At 64.5% G+C, this 23,643-nt stretch carries 24 protein-coding genes and 1 tRNA gene; 20 read left to right on the top strand and 5 right to left on the bottom strand.

Annotated elements, in window-relative coordinates; translation table 11 throughout:
* The first annotated feature begins 52 nt into the window (after positions 1–52).
* From ACOXXX_RS04185 to ACOXXX_RS04135, 11 genes are all read left to right on the top strand, one after another.
* Complete coding sequence (locus ACOXXX_RS04185) at positions 53–1,483, top strand: type II and III secretion system protein family protein (RefSeq protein WP_422825294.1); 1,431 nt, start codon at positions 53–55, stop codon at positions 1,481–1,483.
* A 16-nt stretch (positions 1,484–1,499) separates the two neighbouring features.
* Positions 1,500–2,165, top strand: a complete 666-nt coding sequence (locus ACOXXX_RS04180) for an OmpA family protein (RefSeq protein ID WP_422825293.1) — start codon at positions 1,500–1,502, stop codon at positions 2,163–2,165.
* 318 nt (positions 2,166–2,483) lie between these two features.
* On the top strand, positions 2,484–3,713 hold the full coding sequence (locus ACOXXX_RS04175) for an AAA family ATPase (RefSeq protein ID WP_422825292.1): 1,230 nt from the start codon (positions 2,484–2,486) through the stop codon (positions 3,711–3,713).
* A gap of 12 nt (positions 3,714–3,725) precedes the next feature.
* Complete coding sequence (locus ACOXXX_RS04170) at positions 3,726–5,159, top strand: CpaF family protein (protein WP_422825291.1); 1,434 nt, start codon at positions 3,726–3,728, stop codon at positions 5,157–5,159.
* Positions 5,160–5,165: 6 nt separating this feature from the next.
* Positions 5,166–6,131 carry a type II secretion system F family protein gene (locus tag ACOXXX_RS04165; protein ID WP_422825290.1) on the top strand — a complete coding sequence of 322 codons (966 nt, stop codon included), beginning with the start codon at positions 5,166–5,168 and terminating at the stop codon, positions 6,129–6,131.
* A 15-nt stretch (positions 6,132–6,146) separates the two neighbouring features.
* Complete coding sequence (locus tag ACOXXX_RS04160) at positions 6,147–7,124, top strand: type II secretion system F family protein (protein ID WP_422825289.1); 978 nt, start codon at positions 6,147–6,149, stop codon at positions 7,122–7,124.
* Between the two features lie 2 nt (positions 7,125–7,126).
* A complete protein-coding gene (locus tag ACOXXX_RS04155) occupies positions 7,127–7,687 on the top strand; it encodes a tetratricopeptide repeat protein (RefSeq protein WP_422825288.1) in 561 nt (186 codons plus the stop codon).
* A gap of 30 nt (positions 7,688–7,717) precedes the next feature.
* On the top strand, positions 7,718–8,581 hold the full coding sequence (locus ACOXXX_RS04150) for a tetratricopeptide repeat protein (RefSeq protein WP_422825287.1): 864 nt from the start codon (positions 7,718–7,720) through the stop codon (positions 8,579–8,581).
* Between the two features lie 3 nt (positions 8,582–8,584).
* A complete protein-coding gene (locus ACOXXX_RS04145) occupies positions 8,585–9,079 on the top strand; it encodes a prepilin peptidase (RefSeq protein WP_422825286.1) in 495 nt (164 codons plus the stop codon).
* Positions 9,080–9,245: 166 nt separating this feature from the next.
* Complete coding sequence (locus ACOXXX_RS04140) at positions 9,246–10,553, top strand: ATPase (protein WP_422825285.1); 1,308 nt, start codon at positions 9,246–9,248, stop codon at positions 10,551–10,553.
* A gap of 104 nt (positions 10,554–10,657) precedes the next feature.
* A tRNA-Met gene (locus ACOXXX_RS04135) sits at positions 10,658–10,734 on the top strand.
* 40 nt (positions 10,735–10,774) lie between these two features.
* On the opposite strand, the gene ACOXXX_RS04130 is transcribed toward ACOXXX_RS04135, so the two are convergent.
* From ACOXXX_RS04130 to ACOXXX_RS04120, 3 genes are all read right to left on the bottom strand, one after another.
* The gene (locus ACOXXX_RS04130) at positions 10,775–11,434 is read right to left on the bottom strand and encodes an SOS response-associated peptidase (RefSeq protein WP_422825284.1); all 660 of its coding nucleotides are present in this window, start codon (positions 11,432–11,434) and stop codon (positions 10,775–10,777) included.
* A 3-nt stretch (positions 11,435–11,437) separates the two neighbouring features.
* Positions 11,438–12,631 (bottom strand): class I SAM-dependent methyltransferase, encoded by a 1,194-nt coding sequence (locus ACOXXX_RS04125; protein ID WP_422825283.1) that lies wholly within the window; start codon positions 12,629–12,631, stop codon positions 11,438–11,440.
* 216 nt (positions 12,632–12,847) lie between these two features.
* Positions 12,848–14,404 (bottom strand): bifunctional metallophosphatase/5'-nucleotidase, encoded by a 1,557-nt coding sequence (locus ACOXXX_RS04120; RefSeq protein WP_422825282.1) that lies wholly within the window; start codon positions 14,402–14,404, stop codon positions 12,848–12,850.
* A 155-nt stretch (positions 14,405–14,559) separates the two neighbouring features.
* On the opposite strand from ACOXXX_RS04120, the gene ACOXXX_RS04115 reads away from it, so the two are divergent.
* From ACOXXX_RS04115 to rpsA, 5 genes are all read left to right on the top strand, one after another.
* Positions 14,560–14,901, top strand: coding sequence for a DUF952 domain-containing protein (locus ACOXXX_RS04115; RefSeq protein ID WP_422825281.1), 342 nt, complete (start codon positions 14,560–14,562; stop codon positions 14,899–14,901).
* Entirely contained in the window at positions 14,898–15,968 is a 1,071-nt protein-coding gene (locus ACOXXX_RS04110; RefSeq protein ID WP_422825280.1) for a quinone-dependent dihydroorotate dehydrogenase, read from the top strand. Before ACOXXX_RS04115 ends, ACOXXX_RS04110 begins: the two co-directional genes overlap by 4 nt.
* Positions 15,965–16,324 (top strand): arsenate reductase (glutaredoxin), encoded by a 360-nt coding sequence (gene arsC, locus ACOXXX_RS04105; protein WP_422825279.1) that lies wholly within the window; start codon positions 15,965–15,967, stop codon positions 16,322–16,324. The genes ACOXXX_RS04110 and arsC overlap by 4 nt, the downstream gene beginning before the upstream one ends.
* A gap of 398 nt (positions 16,325–16,722) precedes the next feature.
* Positions 16,723–16,932 (top strand): hypothetical protein, encoded by a 210-nt coding sequence (locus ACOXXX_RS04100; RefSeq protein WP_422825278.1) that lies wholly within the window; start codon positions 16,723–16,725, stop codon positions 16,930–16,932.
* 239 nt (positions 16,933–17,171) lie between these two features.
* The gene (gene rpsA, locus ACOXXX_RS04095) at positions 17,172–18,854 is read left to right on the top strand and encodes a 30S ribosomal protein S1 (protein ID WP_422825277.1); all 1,683 of its coding nucleotides are present in this window, start codon (positions 17,172–17,174) and stop codon (positions 18,852–18,854) included.
* A gap of 105 nt (positions 18,855–18,959) precedes the next feature.
* Here rpsA and ACOXXX_RS04090 read toward each other — a convergent pair whose 3' ends face one another.
* Complete coding sequence (locus ACOXXX_RS04090) at positions 18,960–19,448, bottom strand: DUF1203 domain-containing protein (RefSeq protein ID WP_422825276.1); 489 nt, start codon at positions 19,446–19,448, stop codon at positions 18,960–18,962.
* A gap of 381 nt (positions 19,449–19,829) precedes the next feature.
* Here ACOXXX_RS04090 and ihfB point away from each other — a divergent pair, with 381 nt between their 5' ends.
* The 4 genes from ihfB to ACOXXX_RS04070 all read left to right on the top strand — a co-directional run bounded on the left by ihfB (position 19,830) and on the right by ACOXXX_RS04070 (position 22,364).
* On the top strand, positions 19,830–20,111 hold the full coding sequence (ihfB, locus tag ACOXXX_RS04085; RefSeq protein WP_422825275.1) for an integration host factor subunit beta: 282 nt from the start codon (positions 19,830–19,832) through the stop codon (positions 20,109–20,111).
* A gap of 4 nt (positions 20,112–20,115) precedes the next feature.
* Entirely contained in the window at positions 20,116–20,466 is a 351-nt protein-coding gene (locus ACOXXX_RS04080) for a lipopolysaccharide assembly protein LapA domain-containing protein (RefSeq protein ID WP_422825274.1), read from the top strand.
* A gap of 94 nt (positions 20,467–20,560) precedes the next feature.
* Positions 20,561–21,226, top strand: coding sequence for a phosphoribosylanthranilate isomerase (locus ACOXXX_RS04075; RefSeq protein ID WP_422825273.1), 666 nt, complete (start codon positions 20,561–20,563; stop codon positions 21,224–21,226).
* Between the two features lie 82 nt (positions 21,227–21,308).
* Positions 21,309–22,364 carry a YeeE/YedE family protein gene (locus ACOXXX_RS04070; RefSeq protein WP_422825272.1) on the top strand — a complete coding sequence of 352 codons (1,056 nt, stop codon included), beginning with the start codon at positions 21,309–21,311 and terminating at the stop codon, positions 22,362–22,364.
* A 12-nt stretch (positions 22,365–22,376) separates the two neighbouring features.
* Here the strand turns inward: ACOXXX_RS04070 and purD are convergent, their stop codons facing one another.
* Positions 22,377–23,639: a phosphoribosylamine--glycine ligase gene (gene purD, locus ACOXXX_RS04065; protein ID WP_422825271.1), complete on the bottom strand. Its 1,263-nt coding sequence runs from the start codon at positions 23,637–23,639 to the stop codon at positions 22,377–22,379.
* Between the last annotated feature and the right edge of the window lie 4 nt (positions 23,640–23,643).

The following is a 23,643-nucleotide window of genomic DNA, read 5'->3' as shown; positions in this document are numbered from 1 at the left end:
AAATGCAGGCACCAAGACCTGCGACAGAGGCGTGATCGAAAGGGCAGGTCACATGAAATATGATCGTTTTCTGAAGGCAGCCCTGCTGGGGCTGACCCTGAGCGTTGCACCGCTGGCCATGACGGCCCAGGCGGAGACGCTGCGGGTGGTGCGCGGCGCGACGGATGCCGCGCTCAGCGTGCCGATGAACCGGGCGGTTGTGGTTGAAAGCGACATCCCCTTTGCCGAGCTCAGCATCGCCAACCCCGCCATCGCCGACATCTCTTCGCTGTCGGATCGCACAATCTATGTGCTGGGCAAGGCGCCGGGCACCACGACGCTGACGATCCTCGACGCCAACGGCCAGCTGATCACCAATGTCGATGTGCGCGTCGCGGCGGATGTCACCGAATTCAAGGAACGCCTGCGGCAGATCCTGCCCGGCGAAAAGATCGAAGTGCGCACCGCCAACGACGGCATCGTGCTGTCGGGCCAGGTATCGGGCATCCAGAAGATGCAGCGCGCGCTTGATCTGGCCGAACGCTATGCTCCGGAACGGGTGTCGAACCTGATGACCGTGGGCGGTGTCCAGCAGGTCATGCTGAAAGTCCGGTTCGCGGAAATGCAGCGCTCTGTCGCGAAATCCCTGCGCGCCTCGCTCGCCACCGGCGGGTCGGTGCTCAACGGCGATCTGGGGCTCGAGGTCGGGACCGGCAACGCCTCGTCGCGGGCGGCGGTGGACACGGTCGCCGACAAGCTTTTCCCGCAATCCGGCTCCAACGCTTCGGAAGGGGCGGTGCTGTTCGGGTTCAACGCGGGCGGGCTCGAGGTCGGCATCCTGCTTGAAGCGCTCGAGGCCAAGGGCATGGTGCGGTCGCTGGCCGAACCCAACCTGATCGCGCTGTCGGGGCAAGAGGCCAAGTTCCTCGCCGGTGGTGAATATCCGGTGCCGGTGGCCCAGGATGGCGGCACGATCTCGATCGAATTCAAACCCTTCGGCGTCGAGCTCAACTTTATCCCGCGGGTCATCGACGGCGATCTGATCAACCTCGAGATGGAAACCGCGGTGTCGTCGATCGACCCAGACAACGGCTTCAACCTCGAAACCATCCGCATCGACGCCTTCCGCCGCCGCGAAGCCTCCACAACCGTGGAGCTGCGGGATGGCGAAAGCTTTGCCATCGCGGGGCTTCTGCAGGACGATTTCCGCGATCTCAACGGCCAGGTGCCGTGGCTCGGCGACATTCCGATCCTGGGCGCGCTGTTCCGGTCGGCCGAATACAGCCGCGAACAGTCCGAGCTGGTGATCATCGTGACGCCGCACCTTGTGACCCCCACCCGGGGCGAGGCGCTGGCCCTGCCGACGGACCGGGTCCGGATTCCCACCGAAAAAGACCTTTTCCTGAATGGTCGCGTGGTCGGCGGCAACCGCCCCACCCAGGGCGCCGCCGGCGAAGTTGCCAAGCAGGACTTCAACGGCTCTTATGGGTATGTAATGGATTAAGACGATGCGGGGTCCCATGATCACACGAATCTCACTGACCTTCGGATGTCTGGCCATGATGGCCGGGTGTGCCCCCAGGGGTGACCATGTTGATGGGCATTTCTACCGCGAAGCGGGATCCCTCGTGGATACCGGCGATTTCGGCAACGCCACCATGAACAACACGATGATCATGAACGGCGACAAGCAATACACCTACGATCTGTCGCAGCGCTTCGCCTCCGAAGTGATGACGACGGTGAATTTCGCTTTCAATTCGGCGGTTCTGGATGCCGGGGCGCGCGATACGCTGCGCGAACAGGCCACCTGGATCCGACAGTTCCCCGAGGTCCGGTTCCGGGTCTACGGCCACACCGACAAGGTCGGCGGCAACAGCTACAACAAGGCGCTTGGACTGAAGCGGGCACAGGCGGTCGTGCACTTCCTGTCGACCCAGGGCATCAGCACCTCGCGGCTCGAAGCGGTGGTATCCTTCGGCGAAACCCAGCCGCTGATCGTGACCGAAGGCAAGGAACGCCGCAACCGCCGCACCGTGACCGAGGTGTCGGGCTTTGTGTCCGGCCATCCCAACGTGCTTGATGGCCGCTATGCCGAGATCATCTATCGCGACTACGTCCGCAGCGCCGAGGCGCCGACCGGCCTGACCGGGATCGAAGGGTCGGAATTCATCACCACCGAATAGGGCCCCCTGCCCCGTTTTCACGACAGCGCACGCGGACCCGCACCATCGGGTCCGCGTTCCGCATTCGGGTGCCTCGCCCGTTTGGGCTGCTGAGGAACCCGCGGCCCTACCATCCTGAAAAACCGTACAATTACGATTTTTTGGCCCCAATGTTGCCCCCTTTACCTGTGATCTTGGCGCCATGGGATTGGCATGTCCGGCGTGAGTCGGCTTTGCCAAGTCCGGATCAGGGGCGGGAATTGCGTGCAAAACCAATCCTTTCGCCGGTTCGGAGCTGTAGTAATAAAGGACGTGAGGCATATGACAGGTTCAAATTCCATGCCGACAGACCCAGGCCCCCTTGCGGCCTGCACGATCAGCCGGGATGTTCAGAACTTCGATCTCTTGATCGAGGACATGGAAACGATCCTTGGCGAAAGCTGGGGCGATCTCGGCTTTGACGAGGCGCGCACCTTCCTGGGCCAGCCCGATGCAGACACCCTTGAATTCGTTGCCATGGCCATCGACGAGATGGACGAAGGCGACCTTGCCCAACTGACCGACATCATCACCACCGCCAAGGCCCGCAACATCAAGGTCGTGCTTATTGCCGAGGATGTGACGCCCGCGTCGCTGCACCAGCTGCTGCGCGCCGGGGCCGATGAATTCGTACCCTATCCGCTGCCCGAAGGTGAATTGCAGGCCGCCGTGGTGCGCCTGCGCAGCCCCGCCCCAAGCGTGACCAACCCGCCCGCGGGCGCCACCGATGCGCCGGTGCAGCTGCGCGGCGGCGGCGACGGCGTGCTGATCGCGGTACAGGGCATGGCGGGCGGATCGGGGGCCACGACCTTCGCTGTCAACCTGGCCTGGGAACTGGCCACCGTCGACAAGACCAATCCACCGCGCGTCTGCCTGATCGACTTCGGCCTGCAGTTCGGCGCGGTGGCCACCTATCTTGACCTGCCCCGCCGCGATTCGGTGCTGGAGCTGCTGTCGGATGTCGACAGCGTCGATGGCGACAGTTTCGGCCAGGCGCTGGTGTCCTTCGAAGACAAGCTTCAGGTCCTGTCCGCCCCGCCCGAGATCCTGCCGCTGGACATGCTGACGCCGCAGGATATCGGCAAGCTGCTGGAGATCGCGCGCGAACATTTCGATTTTGTCGTCGTGGACATGCCGCCCTGCCTTGTGCAGTGGTCCGAAACCGTGCTGACCTCGGCGCAGATCTATTTCGCCATGGTCGAACTCGACATGCGCTCGGCCCAGAACACGCTGCGGGTCAAGCGCGCGCTGCAATCCGAGGAACTGCCCTTCGACAAGCTGCGCTTCGTGCTGAACCGCGCGCCCAAGTTCACCGATCTGCAGGGCAAGAGCCGCGCCAAGCGCATGGCCGAAAGCCTGGGCATCTCGATCGATCTGCAACTGCCCGATGGCGGCCGCGTCGTGACGCAGGCCTGCGATCACGGGCTGCCCCTGGCCAGCCAGGCCGCCAAGAACCCCCTGCGCAAAGAGATCGCCAAACTGGCCGCCTCGCTGCACGCGGTCGGCCAGTCCGACGCCGAAGCCGCCTGAAGGAGCTGAAACATGTTTTCGCGCTACAAGAAGAACGCGGCCCCCGAGGCCCCCGCCCCCGTCCTTGAGCTCAAGCCCGCCACCCAGTCGGTCGAGGCCAACAAGCTGTCGATGCGCAAACCCATGCCCACGCGCCCGGCCGAGGTGTCGGCGCAGGACAAGGAAAAAAAGCGCAAGGAACGGCTGGGCGAGATCAAGCTGGAACTGCACCGGGCGCTGCTGGACAACCTCAACCTTGCCGCCATCGATCAGGCAAGCGACAAGGACCTGCGCGAAGAGATCAGCGCCATCGCCACCGAGGCGCTGCAGGAAAAGGGCATCGTGCTCAACCGTGACGAGCGGTTGACCCTGAACCAGGAGCTTTATGACGAGGTCAAGGGTCTTGGCCCGCTCGAGACGCTGCTCAAGGACGACACGGTGTCGGATATCCTGGTCAACGGCCCGCACCAGATCTTTGTCGAACAGAACGGCAAGCTGTCGGTGTCGGACGTGACCTTCAAGGACGAAAAACACCTGATGCGGATCATCGACAAGATCGTGTCCGCCGTGGGCCGCCGGGTCGACGAATCCAATCCCTATGTCGACGCCCGCCTAGCGGATGGGTCGCGTTTCAACGCCATGGTGCCGCCGATTGCGGTCGATGGATCGCTTGTGTCGATCCGGAAATTCAAGAAGGACAAGCTGGGCATCGACGATCTGGTGCAGTTCGGCGCCTTTACCGAGGAAATGGCCGTCTACCTTCAGGCCGCCGTCGCCTGTCGGCTGAACGTCATCGTGTCGGGGGGTACCGGTTCCGGTAAGACGACCACCCTCAACGCGCTGTCGTCCTTCATCGACGACAGCGAACGCATCCTGACCATCGAGGATACGGCGGAACTTCAGCTTCAGCAGACGCATGTAGGGCGGATGGAAAGCCGCCCCGCCAACGTCGAAGGCAAGGGCGCGGTCAGCCCGCGCGACTGTCTGAAGAACGCGCTGCGGATGCGCCCCGACCGCATCATCGTCGGCGAAACGCGTGGCGAGGAAGTCATCGACATGCTGCAGGCCATGAACACCGGCCACGACGGGTCGATGACCACGATCCACGCCAACAGCGCCCGCGACGGCGTCAGCCGTCTGGAAAACATGATCGCCATGGCGGGGATCGAAATGCCGCTCAAGGCGATGCGCAGCCAGATTTCATCGGCCGTGAACCTCATCGTGCAGGCCAGCCGCCTGCAGGACGGGTCGCGCCGCATGACGTCGATCACCGAAATCACCGGCATGGAGGGCGAAGTGATCTCCATGCAGGAACTGTTTCGCTACCAGCGCGTCGGGCTGACCCCCGACAACAAGATCATCGGACATTTCACCGCCACCGGCGTGAGAAGCCATTATTCGGAACGGTTCAAGATGTGGGGCTACGATCTGCCGCCCTCAATCTACGAGCCCATGGGGCAAGGGTAACAAGGTATGCTTTCCGCGGAACCAATCATCTACGGGCTGATCTTCGTCAGCGTGCTTGTGCTGGTCGAAGGTGTCTACCTTCTGGTCTTCGGCAAGTCGATCAGCCTGAACAACCGCGTCAACCGGCGCCTGCAGATGCTCGACAAGGGCACGCAGCGCCAGGAGGTGCTGGCCAAGCTTCGCAAGGAGATGGACCAGCACATGAATTCGCGGTCCATCCCGCTTTATTCGCTGCTGGCCGACCGGGCACAGAAGGCCGCCATCGCCTTTACCCCGCAACAACTCATGATGATCATGGTGGGCGTCAGCATCATGGCGTTCTTCGGCCTGACCTTCGGGACCGAGGCGACCCTGCCGGTGCGGATCGTCATGGGACTGATGATGGGTGTGGGCGGTGTCTTCATGTGGGTCAACAGCAAGGCCAAGAAGCGCCTTGCGATGATCGAGGAACAGCTGCCCGACGCGGTCGAACTGATGGTGCGCTCCTTGCGGGTCGGCCATCCGTTTTCCTCCGCCATCTCGATCGTGTCGAAGGAAATCCAGGATCCGCTGGCCACCGAATTCGGCATCATCGCGGACGAGGCAACCTATGGCCGCGACATCGGCGAGGCGCTCAAGCATATGGCCGAACGGCTCGACATGCAGGATCTGCGCTTTCTGGCCGTGGCGGTGGCGATCCAGCAGCAGTCTGGCGGCAACCTGGCCGAAATCCTCGAAGGTCTGGCCAAGGTGATCCGCGCCCGGTTCCGCCTGTTCCGCCGGGTCAAGGCGATCACCGCCGAGGCGCAGTGGTCGGGCAAGTTCCTGTCGGGCTTTCCGGTGGGCGCGCTGATCGTGATCCAGGTGACCGATCCGCATTATTACGACGACGTGCTCGATCACCCGTGGTTTATCCCGGCCTGCTTCATCGTCGGCATCTTCCTTGTGCTGAACCTGATCGTGATGCGCATCCTCGTTAACATCAAAGTCTGAGGGGCCACCCGAGATATGGATATCTTCAACAATATCGGCACCATGATCACCGATCTGCTGGGCCCCGCCGGGCCGCTGATCGTCGTCGGCGGCCTTGGCATGCTGCTGATCCTGGCCACCATCCCTATGCTTCTGAGCCAGAAGCCCGATCCGATGGAAAAGCTGGCCAAGTCGGGCCGCGAAAAGCTCGAGGAAAACACCAAGGCGGTGCTGCGCGACAACCGCCGCAACGAAAAGCTGAACAAATACGCGCAGTTTCTGGAACCTCAGGACGCGCAGGAACTGTCGGCGGTGCGCATGCGCCTGTTGCAAGCCGGATACCGGACCAAGGACGCAGTGCGCTACTACTACTTCGCGCAGTTCGCCTTGGGCATCGGCCTTCTGATCCTCGGGGTCAGCTATTTCCTGGTGTTCATCGGCAAGGACCAGGCCACCACCCAGCAGACGCTGATGTACTGCCTTGGCCCGGGAGCGGCCGGGTACATGTTCCCGAAATACTGGATCACCCGCCGCGTCGGCGCCCGTCAGGAAGAAATCGAATCAGGTTTTCCCGACGCGCTCGACATGATGCTTGTCTGCGTCGAGGCGGGCCAGTCGATGGACCAGGCGATCGTGCGGGTGGCCCGGGAACTGCGCGCCTCCTATCCCAACCTCGCCGACGAATTCGAAATCGTCAGTCACGAGATGAAGGCGGGCAAGGACAAATCCGCGGTGCTGGGCGACATGTCCGAACGCTGCGGCGTGCAGGATGTAAGCTCTTTCGTGACGGTGCTGAACCAGTCGCAAAGCTTCGGCACCTCGATTTCCGACGCGCTGCGGGTCTATGCAGACGAAATGCGTGACAAAAGGGTCATGCGTGCGGAAGAAAAGGCAAACAAGTTGCCGACAAAGATGACCCTGACGACTATGATGCTGACGGTGCCGCCGCTGCTGATCATACTCGTGGGTCCGTCGGCTGTGGGCATCACCGAGATGGGCAATATCGGAAACTGATCATGCGCCTGCGGCTTCCTGGCTGCGCCCTAATCCTTATCGGACTGGCCGCCTGTTCACCGGGCGGCCTTTCCGCGCCTGACGCGCCGGTTTTCGCGCCGCGGATCGACCCCGACGGCGAAGCGGTCGACGCCCTGCTGGTCGGCCACCGGCTGATGGAGGCGGGCCAGTATGAACTGGCGCTTGAGGCGTTCCAGCGCGGCGCCGCCAGCCGCGGCCTCACCGGCGAGATTCTGACCGCACTCGGCAGCGCCAACTTGGCACTGGGGCGGCTCAACCAGTCCGAGGATCTCTTGCGCCGCGCGGTCAAGGCCGAAGCCGACTGGCCCGAGGCCTGGAACAACCTTGGCGTCGTGCTGATCGAACGCGGCAAGACCGCCGAGGCGGCCGAGGTCTTCCGCAAGGCCTTCGCGCTCGACAATGGCCAAAGTGACTCAATTCGCGACAATCTGCGCTTGGCGCTCGCAAAATTGGATAATTCGCTTTATGATGCGGAAGAAGAACAAGAATATAAGCTGATGCGCCGCGGGACGAGCACCTTTCTGATCCGGCGCGCATCGTGATGAGGCAAGAGCAGTAAAAGGACGCACAACATGCGCCACCCCATCCTTGTTTCCCTCTGCGTCGCGGGGGCTGTTTTGGTATCGGCCTGCGAGAACACCACCGATCCGGAGGTCGACCGCGCGTTTCAGAACGTCAACGTCGTGGATGAAAGCAATCTCAACGACCTGATGCTGACCTCGGCGGACCCCAACGAAGGTGTCTCGTATTTCCAGCGGGCGCTGGCCGACAATCCCGACCGCATCGACCTGCTGCGGGGCCTGGGCGCCTCGCTCATCCGGGCCAAGCGCGTCACCGAAGGGGCCGTGGCCTGGGGCAAGGTGGTGGATCACGAGGACGCCACCAACGGCGACCGGGTGGAACTGGCCGACGCACAAATCCGCAACGGCGACTGGACCGGCGCCGAGGCGGTGCTCAACACCATCCCCCCGACCTACGAGACCTTCAAGCGCTACCGGCTCGAGGCGATGATCGCCGACAGCAAGAAGGATTGGAAAAAGGCCGACGCCTTCTACGAAACCGCCCTTGGCCTGACGACGACGCCCGCTTCGGTGATGAACAACTGGGGCTATTCCAAGCTCACGCGCGGCGATTTCGCCGAAGCCGAGCGGCTCTTCGGGCAGGCGATCCGCCAGGACGGCGATCTATTCACCGCCAAGAACAACCTGGTGCTGGCCCGCGGCGCGCAGGGCAACTATGTCCTGCCGGTCGTGCCGATGAAACAGATCGAGCGGGCGCAACTTCTGCACACGCTGGGCCTCGCGGCGGTCAAGCGCGGCGACATCGAAACCGGCAAGGGCCTCTTCCGCGACGCGATCGACACCCATCCCCAGCATTTCGAGGCCGCGGTGCAGTCGCTGCGCGCGCTCGAAGACAACATTTCGACCCAGGGGTGACCCATGCAGATCACCGCTTCCGCGGCGTTGTGGTTCCTGCCCTTCGTGGTGCCGATCTGCCTTTATACCGTCTACACGGACATGGCCGAGATGCGGATCAAGAACCACGCGGTGGTGGCGCTTTTCGGCGTTTTCGCGGTGGTGGGGCTGATCGCCCTGCCGCTTGACGTCTACCTCTGGCGCTATCTTTCGCTGGTGGTGGTGCTGCTGGCGGGCATCCTGCTCAACATGGGCGGGGCGCTGGGGGCGGGCGATGCGAAATTCGCCGCCGCCGCCGCGCCGTTCATTCCGCTGGGCGATCTGCGCCTGGTGATGGTGCTCTTCGCCGCAACGCTTCTGGCGGCCTATGTGGCGCACCGCATCGCCAAGCACACGGGTCTGCGCCACATCGCGCCGGGCTGGAAAAGCTGGCAGTCCGGATCGAAATTCCCGATGGGTATGGCACTTGGCGGCACGCTGGCGATCTACCTGCTTCTGGGCGTGTTCCAGGGCGCCTGACCCGCGCCCCTTCTTCTTGGCTGAAACTCCAGAGAGCACGAGAGACAGCGTCTCTCGTATCGCCCGGCTCGGGCGATCCCCTGCCCCGGCAAAGCCAAGCCTGAGCCCTCAGATGGCCACAATGCGCCTGTCTTATCGCGCCAAAGCAGTAACCACAGGCCCGCCCATGAACATGCAGACCGCCAATGTGATGGCCCCGCCCCCGCCCAAGCGGATCGAGGATATGCTCCTGCCGCCGGTGATGATGCGCGACATCATGCTCAAGACGCTTTTTCGCAAGAACACCAACGTGGTCACCGACCTGGCCCGCGCCATCTGCCTGCCGATCCCGATCACCCAGGAACTGATCGACATGGCCCGCGCGCAGTCCCTGCTCGAGGCGATGGGCACGCTCAGCGCCAGTGCGGGCAACGAAATGTCCTACCAGCTCACCGATGCGGGCAAGGCGCGCGCCCTCGATGCGCTGGCGCAGTCGGAATATTTCGGCGCGATGCCGGTGCCGCTCGACGTCTACCGCGAACAGGTCAAGCGGCAGTCGATTCGCAATGTACAGATCACCCGCGATCAGTTGACCAAGGCCATGGGCCACCTGATCCTGCCCGACGATCTTCTGGGCAACCTCGGCCCCGCGGTCGGCTCGGGCCGGTCGATCCTGATGTACGGCCCCCCCGGAAACGGCAAATCCTCGATCTCGAACGGCATCCGCGACGCCATGGGCGACAAGATCTATGTTCCCCGTGCGATCGAATATTCCGGCCAGGTCATCACCGTCTACGACCCCATCGTGCATTCCAAGGCCGAGGAACTGGTGGATGATCCCAGCAGGCTGCGCCGCAACAACGCCTTCGACAGCCGCTACGTCGTCTGCGAACGCCCTACCGTGATCACCGGCGGGGAATTGTCGCTCGACATGCTGGACCTGGTCTACAACCCCACCGCGCGCACCTACCAGGCGCCGCTGCAGCTGAAATCCACCGGCGGCATCTTCATCGTCGACGACCTTGGCCGTCAGGCCGAACCGCCGCAAAAGCTGGTCAACCGCTGGATCGTCCCGCTCGAGGAAGGCAAGGACATCCTCGCGTTGCAGTCGGGTGAAAAGTTCGAAGTGCCCTTCGACACGCTGGTGATCTTCTCCACCAACTTCCATCCGAATGAAATCTTCGACCAGGCCGCGCTGCGCCGGATCTTCTTCAAGATCAAGATCGACGGGCCGAACCAGGAAAATTTCCTGAAGATCTTTGCCATGGTCGCGCGCAAGCGCAAGATGCAGCTGTGTGAAAAGGCGCTCGTCCACCTGCTCAAGTCCAAGTATCCGACCATCGACAACGTCTATGCGAACTATCAGCCGATCTTCCTGATCGACCAGATGATCGCAGTCTGCGATTTCGAAGGCCTGCCATACAAGATGAGCCCGGAACTGGTCGACAAGGCCTGGGCCAACATGTTCGTCAAGGACGAGGTCATCGTCAAATAGAGCCACCGGCAGGGGCACCCGAATGGTGCCCCGACGACCCCGGAATCCGCACGATTTTGCGCTTGACGATCCCGGACCTCTGCCTTACCCACCGCCCACGGTACGGCGCGGTAGCTCAGTTGGTTAGAGCGAACGACTCATAATCGTTAGGTCGGGAGTTCGAGTCTCCCCCACGCCACCATCCCTCCCTCGCGCAGGTCCGGACGCTTCGAAACAGCCGCTCAGATCGGCTCGATCAGTTCCGGCCCGCGGGCGCGGTTGGAATTCACCGCCCGGTCGACCCGGTGAAAGGTCAGCGACCCCTCGGGTCCTGCCGTCATCAGGGTCGCCGCGCCATGTCCCGCCTCGCCCAGCCACAGCGGCCAGTCCTCGGGCGCCAGGATCACCGGCATCCGGTGGTGGATCTCCGACATGGTCTTGTTCGCGGCGGTGGTCACGATCGCGCAGGTGCGCAGCGCATCGCCGTCCCGTTCCCAGTCCTGCCAGATGCCCGCAAAGACCAGCGGCGCGCCTGCCGTGGCATGGATATACCACGGCAGGCGGTTGCCCTCTTCATCCTTGGTCCATTCGTAAAACCCCGTGGCCGGGATCAGGCAGCGGCGTTCGCGCACCGCCGCACGAAAGGCTGGCTTTTCGGCAACCGTTTCGGCCCGCGCGTTGATCAGCAGAGGCCCGTCATTCGGGGCCTTGTACCAATGCGGCAGGAACCCCCAACGCATCGCGGTCAGGCGGCGCTGTCCTTCGGTCTGCAGGACCGCGTGCACTTGGTTGGTCGGGCAGACATTGTAATTGTCGCCTTCCGGCAGATCGTTCGCGGGCACCGCGTCGAAAAGCTGCACCATCGCCTCTTTCGGCAGGGTATGCACGAAGCGCCCGCACATGACCTAACGCCGCAGGCCGGAATAGATCATCAGCCCCCAGTCGGCCAGATCGCGTTCCACCCGGCCCCAGTCGGCGCCAAAGCGGATCGGGTCCAGCCCCGACAGCGCCCGCAGATCGGCGATGCTCCGGCGGCCGTCGATGGCGGCAATCGCCTTGGCCGCGCCGCGCGGCAGGGTCAGATCGGCCCGCGCCTCGCCCAGCCTGATGGGCAGCGGGCGGCCCTGCGCCACCGCCTTGGCCAGCGGCCCGGCCTGCACCCCGCGCAGATGCGGCACCAGCGCGCCGCCCGCCCCGCCCGCCGGAGTGCGGTCGTCGCCCTCGGGCACCGCATAGGCCACATGGGTCTTGATCGTGCCGCGCAGCTTTTCCGCCACCGCCATGCGCGCCACCGGGTCCAGCCCCGGGGGCACGTCGGTGATGCGTGCCAGATCATAAAGTGCGGGCGTGGCAAATGACAAAAGCCGCCAGCCGGTCGCCCGCATCACCGCATCAAGCGTCGTCACGTCGTAGGCGCGGTCCCGCGCATGCAGCAAGAGGTCATAGAATCCGGCGTCGCTGGCGCGGTGATCCACAAGATTGGGATTGCCCTTGAACGGATGCCCGTCCGGCAGCGCTGCAACAATGGCCTTGGCCTTTTGCAGCCGGTCCTTCGGGGCAAGCCCGTCCAGCAAGGTGCCGAACGCCTCTTGCAGCGGATAGACACCGGACCGCCCGTAAGGCGCGTAGACCATGAACCCCATCCCGCCCTTCGGGGCCAATGCGCCGCGCAACGCGCGGAAACCAGCCTCGGGTTCGGGCAGATGGTGCAGCACGCCGCAGCAGTCGATGTAATCGAAGGGGCCATGCTCAGCCGCATCGAGCAGCGATCCGGTGACGAAGGTGATGCCCGAAAGCCCGCGCACCTGCGCCCGCGCCTCGGCCACCGCGCGCGCCGCCTTGGACATGTCGAGATAGGTGATCGCGTAAGGTTTCCCCGCGGATGCAAGCACCTGCGCAAGCTGTATGAGCCCGTCGCCGGTTCCGCCCCCGGCCACCAGTGCGCGCAGCGGCTGGGACCAGTCGCGCCGCCCCCCGAACAGCATGTGGTCGATCTCTAGCGGATGCGAGGGCGATCCGGTGATCAGGCGCTTTTTCTCGTCCGCCGGGTCACGCTCGGGATAGGGATAGACCTCGTATTGTTCCTCAACCCTGTCCATGCCGTCCAATCCTTGACCGGCTCAATGATTGTCATGTCGTTTCGGCAATGCCAAGGCCTGCGCGGTCGGTTCCACCTTGTCTTTGGGCCGCCAGGCCAGCCGGATCGCAGCCAATGCCCGGGTTGATCACACATAACGAAAAACCCTAGCCGAAACGACAGCGCCCCCGCAGTTGCCTGCGGGGGCGGTTCAACACATCTGAAAAGAGGCCCTGGCCTACTTCATGGTGATGCGACCATCAGTATAGGGCTGGTAGGGAGCATTTTCGGCCAGGTATTCCGCCGTCACATCCGCCAGGTCGGGGCCGAAGTCATAGGCATCCTTGGCATCCACGAACATCTTGTAGCCGTCGCCGCCATTGCGGACGTAGTTGTTGGATACCACGCCGTACTCCGCTTCGGGATCCAGCGGCGCGTCGCCGACCATGACATCGCTCACGCGCGATCCCGGCTCTGCCGCGGGATCGACGGTAAAGGTAAGCCCCGCCACCTGCGGGAAGCGGCCGGCCCCTTCCTCGATCTGGCTGACGCCGTTTTCCAGCGCCTCGAGCATCGTGGCACCGGTGACGGTAAAGGTCGACAGGGTGTTCTGGAACGGCAGCACGGTCAGCACCTCGCCCATGGTGACCTCGCCCGCGTCGATCGACGCCCGCAGTCCGCCGGAATTGGCGATGGCTATCTGAACGCCCTGATCGGCCACCCGGGCCAGCATCGCGTCGGCCACGAGGTTACCCATGGAACATTCCATGGCGCGGCAGACATCGCGGTTGCCCTCGATCGGTTCCGCGGCTTCGGCGACGACTTCGTTGCGGATCTCGTCCAGCGGTGCGGCGGCTTCGGCGATGCGGGCCTTTGTGGCCTCGTCCTCGGCCACGGCGGCATCCATCAGGATCGGCGCGCCGGTGGCTTCGATCACGTTGCCCTCATCATCGAAGGTCACGTTGAGCTCGCCCAGGAACTTGCCATAGGCATAGGCCTGCACGATCTGCACGCCGTTGACCACCGTGGGATAGGGTCCCTCAGCGCCGTCCATATTGCCCAACAGCGTGTTGGAATGGCCGCCGACGATGACGTCGATGCCGGTGGTGTTCTGCGCCACGCGCTGGTCGACGCCGTAGGACGAATGCGACAGCACGATGATCTTGTTCACGCCCTCTTCGGTCAGCCGGTCCACCTCGCCTTGCACGGCGTCGGACGGATCGGTGAAGACGATGTTGGGCCCGGGCGAGGCCAGTTCGTCCGTGTCCTGCGGGGTAAGGCCGATAAAGCCCAGCTTTTCGCCGCCCTGTTCGATCACGGTGGATTTCATCAGCACGTCCGCCAGCAGCGGTTCACCCGACACGTCGGCATTGGACATCAGCACCGGGAAATCCACCGCATCCATGAAGCCGCGCAGAACCTCGGGGCCGTCGTCGAATTCGTGGTTGCCCACGGTCATCGCGGTATAGCCCATCTTGTTCATCATCTCGGCGGCCAGCTTGCCCTTGTAATAGGTGTAGAACAGCGTGCCCTGGAACTGGTCGCCGCCATCCACCAGAACCCAGTTGTTGCTGCGCGCCTTGGCCTCTTCGATGGCGGTCATCAAGCGGGCAGAGCCGCCAAAGCATTCACCGGCGTCGTTGTCCTCGGCCGAGCAGCCCGAATCGTACTTGCTGATCGGTTCGAACCGGGAATGGAAATCGTTGGTGTGCAGGATGGTCAGGGAATAGTCGGCGCTGGCGGCACCGGCGGTCAGGGCCAGGGCGGCGGCGCTGGTCAAAAGACGCAAGCTCATGGAAAGTCCTCTCTGTCGGTTGACCGGGTTTGCGGCCCGGCTTTGGTCAATTGCCGGGATGTTGCATCGCAGCGGAGCGCGAGTCAAAGCCTACGCATCCCCAAAAGACGCGGACCGCGCTTGACGTGGCGAGAGCGGCGCGGCACACCGCCACCATGGTTCTGATCTACAAAATCTTTCGCGCCGATGAATACGCAGCCTTCGCCGCCGCCGGCGAAACCCAGGGCGCGCCCATCGACCTCGCCGATGGCTATGTGCATCTTTCGACCGGCGACCAGGTGGCGGTCACCGCCTCGAAGTACTTCATGTGTGAGGACGGGCTGAAACTGCTGGCGCTCGACGCCGACACGCTCGGCCCCGCCCTCAAGTGGGAGGTGTCGCGCGGCGGCGCGCTTTTCCCGCACCTGTACCGCCCGATGCGGCACGATGATGTGGTCTGGGTACATGACCTGCCGTTCGAGGACGGCCGTCACCGGTTCGACGGGCTGACGCTGTGATTGCCGCCCCGGCGATCGTCGAACGCGCGGGGCTTGCACTGCTGCGCCGGTTCGATCCGGAAACCGCGCATGGCCTGGCGCTGGCGGCGCTGCGCGCGGGGATCGCGCCCGCGCCGGGGCTGATCACCTCACCACGCCTGCGCTGCACCGTCGCGGGGCTGCACCTGCCCAATCCCATCGGACTGGCCGCCGGGTTCGACAAGAACGCCGAGGCGTTGCTGGGCTTGTCGCGCGCCGGGTTCGGCCTAATCGAAGTGGGCGCGGCGACCCCCCGCGCGCAGCCCGGCAACCCGCGCCCGCGCCTTTTCCGGCTGCGGCGCGACCGCGCGGTGATTAACCGCTTTGGCTTCAACAACGACGGGATGGAGGCGATCGCCGACCGGCTGCGAACACGCCCCCGCGACGCGGTGATCGGGCTGAACCTTGGCGCCAACAAGGACAGCGCGGACCGCGCGGGCGACTTCGCCAAGGTGCTGGCCCATTGCGGCAGACATCTGGATTTCGCCACCGTCAACGTGTCCTCGCCTAATACCGAAAAACTGCGCGATTTGCAGGGCAAGGACGCGCTGAACGCGCTTTTGAACGGCGTGATCGCCGCCCGCGACGGGCTGGACCGGCCCATTCTGGTCTTCCTCAAGATCGCGCCGGATCTGGATGCGGGCGCGCTCAAGGATATTGCCGAGGTGGCGCTCGCCACCGGCGTTGCGGGCATAATCGCCACCAACACCACGCTCGACCGCACCGGCCTTGCCTCGCCGCAGGCGTCCGAGGCGGGAGGGCTGTCGGGCCAGCCGCTTTTCGAAAAATCCACCCGGGTGCTGGCGCGGCTGTCGCTACTGACCGGGGGCCGCCTGCCGCTCATCGGCGTGGGCGGCGTGGGATCGGCAGAACAGGCCTATGCCAAGATCCGCGCAGGCGCATCTGCCGTGCAGCTTTATTCGGCGCTGGTCTATGGCGGGCTGTCGCTGGTCCCCGAGATCGCGCAGGGCCTTGACCGGCTGCTGGCGCGCGACGGGTTCGACAGCGTGTCCGAGGCGGTGGGCACCGGGCGCGAGGACTGGTTGTGATCACGTTCTGGCACAATCCGCGCTGTTCGAAGTCCCGACAGGCGCTGACCCTGCTACAGGACCACGGCGCCGAGGTGACGGTGCGCCGCTACCTTGCCGACGCGCCCGACCTTGGTGACCTGCGCGCGGTGCAGGCGCGGCTGGGGGTCCCTGCTCTTCAGATGATCCGCACCGGGGAGGCGGCGTTCAAGGCGATGGAGCTGCGCAGCGACAGCGACGACGACACGCTGTTGCGAGCGATGGCAGAGGTGCCGAAGCTCATCGAACGGCCCATCGCGATCCTGGGCGACCGCGCCGTGATCGGCCGCCCGCCCGAGGCGGTGCTGGGCCTGCTGGACGATCCCGGCGGCGGCTAACCTCTGCTCTCTCCGTAAAAAGTTGGGAATGCCCGGTGCAACTAAAAAAACACCAAGACAGAGCGGTGGGCCGGGGTCTGCCGCTCTGACGTGCGTGCCTCGCGCTTTATCCCTCAGCCCTGTGAGATGCGGACACGGTGCGCAAGCGGCGGCGAAGCGGCAGGCCGCGGGACGGCCCGCCGCTCTGTCTTGGTGTCGCGCATTGCGCGACTTGGTTCCAAGACAGAGGCGCAAAGCCAGAAGGTCTGCCTCCTGTCCCTGAAAGGTCGGGAATTCCCCACCCCCGCCACAGGCCCGGGTTGGGAATACCTGACTGCCGCCCGGCGGGATGAACCGCTATTCTTCTGACCGTCGCCCGCCGCATTCAGGGCGATGCACACCCATTTCAGGAGCCTTCCATGGACACGTTCATTTTCAACTCCACGCAAAGCTATCTCAAGATCGGCGACATCGCCGGGGAAAGCCAGCGCCTGCCCACCACCACCGACACCACCGCGATCTGGGGGACCAACGGCACCGCCTTGACCATCGGCGTCGACCCCAACGACCTTGAGGGGATGCATGTCGATCCGGTGATCCCCGGATTCGAGGATCCGCTGTTCGGTTGAACCGTCGCGGGGCGGCGGGCCTTTGGACGCCCGCCCAGCACAGCGCCCTTGCCAGCATGGGCGCCACGCGCTATAGCGCACCCGTCGACAAGGCGATCAACGCCGCAGAACACCAAGGACAGGCAGGGTCGGAATACCACCGGCCCTCTTTCGTTTTGCTGCAACGTCAGGACCAACCCAAGACCGGCGGAGACAACCGCACGGCCAGAAATCTGAAGTAGATAGGAAAACAGAACCGCATGTGCGCTAAAGCATCGATGGAGGAATTCGAAGCCCTCCTGAACGAAAGCTTCGAAATGGACACGCCCGATGAAGGGTCTGTCGTCAAAGGCAAGGTGATCGCGATCGAAGCGGGCCAGGCCATCATCGACGTCGGCTACAAGATGGAAGGCCGTGTCGAACTCAAGGAATTTGCGAACCCCGGCGAAGCGCCCGACATCCATGTCGGCGACGAGGTCGAGGTGTTCCTGCGCCAGGTCGAAAACGCCCGTGGCGAAGCTGTCATCAGCCGTGAAATGGCCCGCCGCGAAGAAGCTTGGGACCGTCTCGAAAAGGCCTATGCCGACGACGCCCGCGTCGAAGGCGCGATCTTTGGCCGCGTCAAGGGCGGCTTTACCGTCGATCTCGGCGGTGCCGTGGCCTTCCTGCCCGGCTCTCAGGTCGATGTGCGCCCGGTGCGCGACGCTGGCCCGCTCATGGGTCTCAAGCAGCCGTTCCAGATCCTCAAGATGGACCGTCGTCGTGGCAACATCGTGGTGTCGCGCCGTGCGATCCTCGAAGAAAGCCGCGCCGAACAGCGCGCCGAAGTCATCGGCAACCTCACCGAAGGTCAGGCCGTGGACGGCGTGGTCAAGAACATCACCGAATACGGCGCCTTCGTCGATCTGGGTGGTGTTGACGGCCTGCTGCACGTCACCGACATGGCATGGCGCCGGGTGAACCACCCGTCCGAGATCCTGTCGATCGGCGAGACGGTCAAGGTTCAGGTCATCAAGATCAACAAGGAAACCCACCGCATCAGCCTGGGCATGAAGCAGCTGCAGGAAGATCCCTGGGATCTGGTCGCTGCCAAGTACCCGCTGGAATCCGTACATGCGGGTCGCGTGACCAACATCACCGATTACGGTGCGTTTGTTGAGCTTGAGCCGGGCGTCGAAGGTCTGGTCCACGTCAGCGAAATGTCCTGGACCAAGAAGAACGTGCATCCGGGCAAGATCGTGTCGACCTCTCAGGAAGTCGAAGTCATGGTTCTGGAAATCGACCAGGCCAAGCGTCGTGTGTCGCTGGGTCTCAAGCAGACCATGCGCAACCCGTGGGAGGTGTTCGCGGAAACCCACCCCGAGGGCACGCAGGTCGAGGGCGAGGTCAAGAACATCACCGAATTCGGTCTCTTCATCGGTCTCGATGGCGAAATCGACGGCATGGTGCACCTGTCAGACCTCAGCTGGGACGAGCGCGGCGAAGATGCGATCCAGAACTACCGCAAGGGCGACGTGGTTCAGGCCGTGGTGTCCGAGGTCGATATCGAGAAAGAGCGTATCTCGCTCTCGATCAAGAACCTGGGCGGCGACAAGTTCGCTGATGCCGTCGGCGGCGTGAAGCGCGGATCGATCATCACCGTCGAGGTGACGGCGATCGAGGATGGCGGCATCGAGGTGGAGTACGAAGGCATGAAATCCTTCATCCGCCGTTCGGACCTCAGCCGTGACCGTGCCGAACAACGCCCCGAGCGTTTCTCGGTCGGCAACAAGGTCGATGTCCGCGTGACCAACGTTGACAGCAAGACCCGCCGTCTGGGCCTGTCGATCAAGGCGCGCGAGATCGCCGAAGAGAAAGAGGCCGTGGAACAGTTCGGCTCCTCCGACTCCGGTGCATCGCTGGGCGATATCCTCGGCGCCGCACTCAAGCGCGACGACGACTGATCGTTCTGAAAACATCCGGGGCTTTCCGCCCCGGCCTGACGGCCCCGCGCATCCCGCGCGGGGCCGTTCTGATTTGTGGGCTGCGAGCTCTCTTCCGAAGCAGCGTCAGACAGCGTCCCACACTGCCTCTTCCCTTGCGGCGGCGGCCAGATAGCAGCCCCGCTGTGCGCTGTGGATTTGCACCAGCTCCACCAGCGGATCGGCCAGCATCCGCTCCAGCCTTTGGGCCAGTTCCGCGCCCGGCACCACATCCCCCGCGATCATCATCCGCGCGGCATCGAAGCCGCGAACCGACAGGAACCGACGCGACAGCACATCGGGCACCGCACCCGGGGCAAGCCGCGCCTGCACCGCGTTCTGGAGCACATAGACGGCGTGGCTGGCGGCATAGGGGCTTGGCGCGTCAAGGTGCCGGAAGTTGCAAAGCACCAGAGTGTCGCCCTCCTCAGCCTCCTGCAGGCTCACGCGGCAGGGAAAGCCCGTGGCCGCATCGGCGGTGACGCGCACCGCGTTGCGCTGGCGCAATGCTTCGTCGTCGAGGGTGAAAAGCTCCGCGAACGGGGCTTGCGGCAGGGCATGTATCTGGAAGGTCATTGGGGTCTCCGATTTGGGGTAACGAGGCCTCAGGGATAGCCACGCGCCCCGCCCGACCGCGACCCGAACCCTGCGCAAAGCCGGGTCGCCCACCTAATCCCGGTTCCCTTGAGAGAGCCGACGCTCCGCCTCAGCCGCGCTCGCGAGCGGGCAAATGTCACCGCCGAATCATGAAAGTCGGCGCCAGGGCGCCCCGCCGCAAAAGGCCGCATTCCCACCGTGACAGCGCCACGAAACCGCACCACGATGGGGGATTTCCGCCAAAGCCCCTGCAATTAATGGATTTTTCACATGCGATCCGGTTTCCGTTTCGCACGACCTGCCTTATAGTCAGACACATAACAAGATCAGGTGCTGCCGCGCCCAGGGGGATAAGAGACCATGATCAGGTCCGAATTGATTCAGAAGATTGCCGACGACAATCCGCATCTCTACCAGCGGGATGTCGAGCGGATCGTGAACACCATTTTCGACGAGATCACCGATGCCATGGCCCGGGGCGACCGGGTCGAGCTGCGCGGCTTTGGCGCATTCTCGGTCAAGAAGCGGGACGCCCGGACCGGGCGCAACCCCAGGACCGGCGAATCCGTCGAGGTCGAGGAAAAGCACGTGCCGTTCTTCAAGACCGGCAAGCTGCTGCGCGACCGCCTGAACGGAAAGTAAACCCATGCGCTATATCCGCTATGCCTTCCTGGCCCTTCTGGCCATCATCCTGATCTGCGTGGCCCTGGCCAATCGCGGGTTCGTGACGCTGCAACTTCTGCCTGCCGATGTGTCGACCCTGCTGGGGTTTCAGGAAACCATCCAACTGCCGCTTTTCATCGTGATTTTCGGCGGCATCGTGGCGGGGCTGCTCATCGGGTTCATCTGGGAATGGCTGCGTGAACACAAGCACCGCGCCGAAGCCGCGCGGCGCCAGTCCGAGGTCAAGCAGCTGCAGCGCGAGCTGCGCCGCGTCAAGGGCGAGCGGGACAAGGACAAGGACGAGGTTCTGGCGCTGCTGGACGAGGCAAGCTGAGGCCGTTTTTTCCGGGCGCCCGGTGCCGTCCACGCGGGCGTCTGCCGGATTTGTTCGGCACAAGCAAACTCCGCATGCGAAGGGCGGTTGGGTGATGTCTGACATCAAGGTCAAGATCTGCGGGCTGACCCGGGCCGAGGACCTGGCCGCCGTCGCGCAGGCCGGGGCCGCCTATGCGGGCTTCGTGTTCTTTCCCAAATCGCCCCGCAACGTGACACCCGACGCGGCCCGCGCGCTGGCGCTCGAGGCGCCGCCGGGTCTGGCCAAGGTCGCGCTGGTGGTCAATGCCGATGACGCGCTGCTGGACGCCATCACCGCGACGGTGCCGCTGGACATGCTGCAACTCCACGGAAGCGAAGCGCCCGAGCGTGTGGCGCAGGTGCGCGCCCGCTACGGCCTGCCGGTGATGAAGGCCGTCGGCGTCGCCGCAGAGGCCGATCTGGTGCAGGTCCAAAGCTATGCGCAGGTGGCCGACCAGCTGCTGATCGATGCGAAACCGCCGAAAGGCGCGGCCTTGCCGGGCGGCAACGGGCTGGCCTTTGATTGGCGCCTGGTGGCCGGGCGACGCTGGCCGGTGCCCTGGATGCTCGCGGGCGGGCTGACCCCCGACACCGTGGGCGAGGCGATCCGCATGACCGGGGCGCGCCAGGTCGACGTATCCTCGGGCGTTGAATCCGCGCCGGGGCAAAAGGATGCCGGGCTGATCCGCCGCTTTGTCGCGGCGGCGCGAGCCGACCGAGCGGTGCCGCGCCTGGTCTGAGCCACCCGCAGGAAACACTTGCGGAAATCCGAATACATTTTCATACTGCCCCGACCTGACGTGCCGATGGGAGGCGGAGCGTTTGCTGGATCTGATGGGAGAGCACCTCGCCTCGACACTGGTCGGGCTGGTGGGGGGCGTGTTGCTGGGGCTTGCCGCCCGGCTGGGTCGTTTTTGTACTCTGGGCGCGATCGAGGATCTGCTTTACGGCGGGTCGGACCTGCGCATGCGCATGTGGGGCGTGGCCATCGGCATCGCGATCCTGGGCAGCTTTGCCCTGATGGCAGCGGGCGCGCTCGATCCCGGGCAATCCATCTACCTCAGCTTTGAATGGTTGCCGCTGGCGTCGGTCCTGGGCGGACTGATGTTCGGCTATGGAATGGCGCTCGCTGGGAATTGCGGCTTTGGCGCGCTGGCGCGGCTGGGCGGCGGCGATTTGCGCAGCTTTGTCATCGTGCTGGTCATGGGTGTGACCGCGCTGACGGTGATCAGCGGCCCGCTGGCACCGCTGCGCGCGGCGCTGTTTCCGGTCACGCCGATCACCGACACCGTGCCAGGCATCGCGCACCGGCTGGCGCCGATGCTGGGCCTGTCGGTGCCACTGGTGGGCATGGGGCTGGGTCTGGCGCTGCTGGTCTGGGCACTGGCGTCAAGGGCGCTTTGGGCCAAGCCCGCGCACATCGCCTGGGGCACGGTGGTGGGGGTTGCGGTGCTGACCGGCTGGGCCGGCACGCATTATGTGGCCGTCACCGGGTTCGAGGCCCTGCGCCCGGTCTCGCACAGCTTTGCCGCGCCGCTCGGGGAATCGGTGCTATGGTTCATGACCGGGTCGGCCCGCCCGCTGACCTTTGCGGTGGGATCGGTGGCCGGGGTCTGGATCGGGGCCTTTGCCGGGTCGCTGATCAAGGGCCATTTCCGGTGGGAGGCTTGCGAGGACCCGCGCGAACTGCGCCGCCAGATCTTTGGCGCGGGTCTCATGGGGGCCGGCGCGGTGATCGCGCTTGGCTGCACCATCGGCCAGGGGATCAGCGCCTTTTCGCTGCTGGCGCTGTCGGCGCCGGTGACCTTTGCCGCGATCTTTGCCGGGGCGGCGCTTGGCCTGCGGCAACTGGTCGAGGGCTTTCGACGGATCGTCTGAAGGCACCGCGCGTCAGAGCGCGCGCCAGCCGATGTCGGGGCGGCAGAACCCGCCGGGCCAGTCGATCTGGTCCAGAAGCCCGTAGGCGCGGTCGCGCGCCTCTTGCAGGGTGGCCCCCCGCGCCGTCGCGTTCAGCACCCGCCCGCCGTTGGCCACGACCTTTCCGTTCTTCGACGCCGTGCCTGCGTGAAACATCACGCTGAAACTGTCGTTGGGCAGGCCGTTCAGCCCGTGGATCGCATCGCCCTTGTGATAGCCACCGGGATAACCCTTGGCCGCCATGACCACGGTCATCGCGTGATCGTCGGCCCAGTTCACCTGCGCCCCGTTCAGCCGCCCGTCGGCGCAGGCGTGGATGAGGTCGAGCGCCTGCGCCCCGAGCCGCAGCATCAGCACCTGACATTCGGGATCGCCGAAACGGACGTTGTATTCCACCAGCCGCGGCGCGCCGTTTTCGATCATCAGACCGGCGTAAAGCACCCCCTGATAGGGTGTCCCGCGCCGGGTCATTTCGTCCATGGTCGGGCGGATGATCTCGTTCAGCGCCTTTTCGGCGATGGCGTCGGTCAGCACCGGGGCGGGGGAATAGGCGCCCATGCCACCGGTGTTGGGGCCGGTGTCGCCAGCGCCGACGCGCTTGTGATCCTGTGCCGTGCCGATCGGCAGCACCGTGGTCCCGTCGCAAAGCACGAAGAACGACGCCTCTTCGCCTTGCATGAATTCCTCGATCACCACCTCGGCCCCTGCCCCGCCGAACGCGCCGCCGAACATGTCGTCGATGGCGGCATCGGCCTCGGCCAGGGTTTCGGCGATGATCACACCCTTGCCCGCGGCCAGACCGTCAGCCTTGACCACGATGGGCAGGCTTTGCGTGCGCAGGTAATCCTTGGCGTCCTCGGCGGTGCTGAAGTGGCCATAGGCGGCGGTTGGCGCGCCCGCCGCGTCGCAAATCTCCTTGGTGAAGCTTTTCGACGCCTCAAGCCGCGCGGCGGCGGCCGAGGGGCCGAAAACCGCGAACCCCGCCTCGCGCAGGCGGTCGGCCACGCCTGCGGCCAGCGGTGCCTCTGGCCCGATGATCACCAGATCGATGTTGTTCTCGCCCGCGAATTCTGCGACCGCGCCGCCATCCTCGATATCCAGCCTGGCGCATTCGGCGATCAGCGCGATGCCCGCATTGCCCGGCGCCACGATCAGCTTGTCGCATTTGGGGTTCTGCATCGCGGCCCAGGCCAGGCTGTGTTCGCGCCCGCCACTGCCGAGGATAAGGATGTTCATGCGG

It is taken from the genome of Thalassococcus sp. BH17M4-6 (genome assembly GCF_049323015.1).
GTDB lineage: Bacteria > Pseudomonadota > Alphaproteobacteria > Rhodobacterales > Rhodobacteraceae > Puniceibacterium.
Note: the sequence above shows the minus strand (reverse complement) of the source record. Positions and strands in the feature narration are given on the sequence as shown.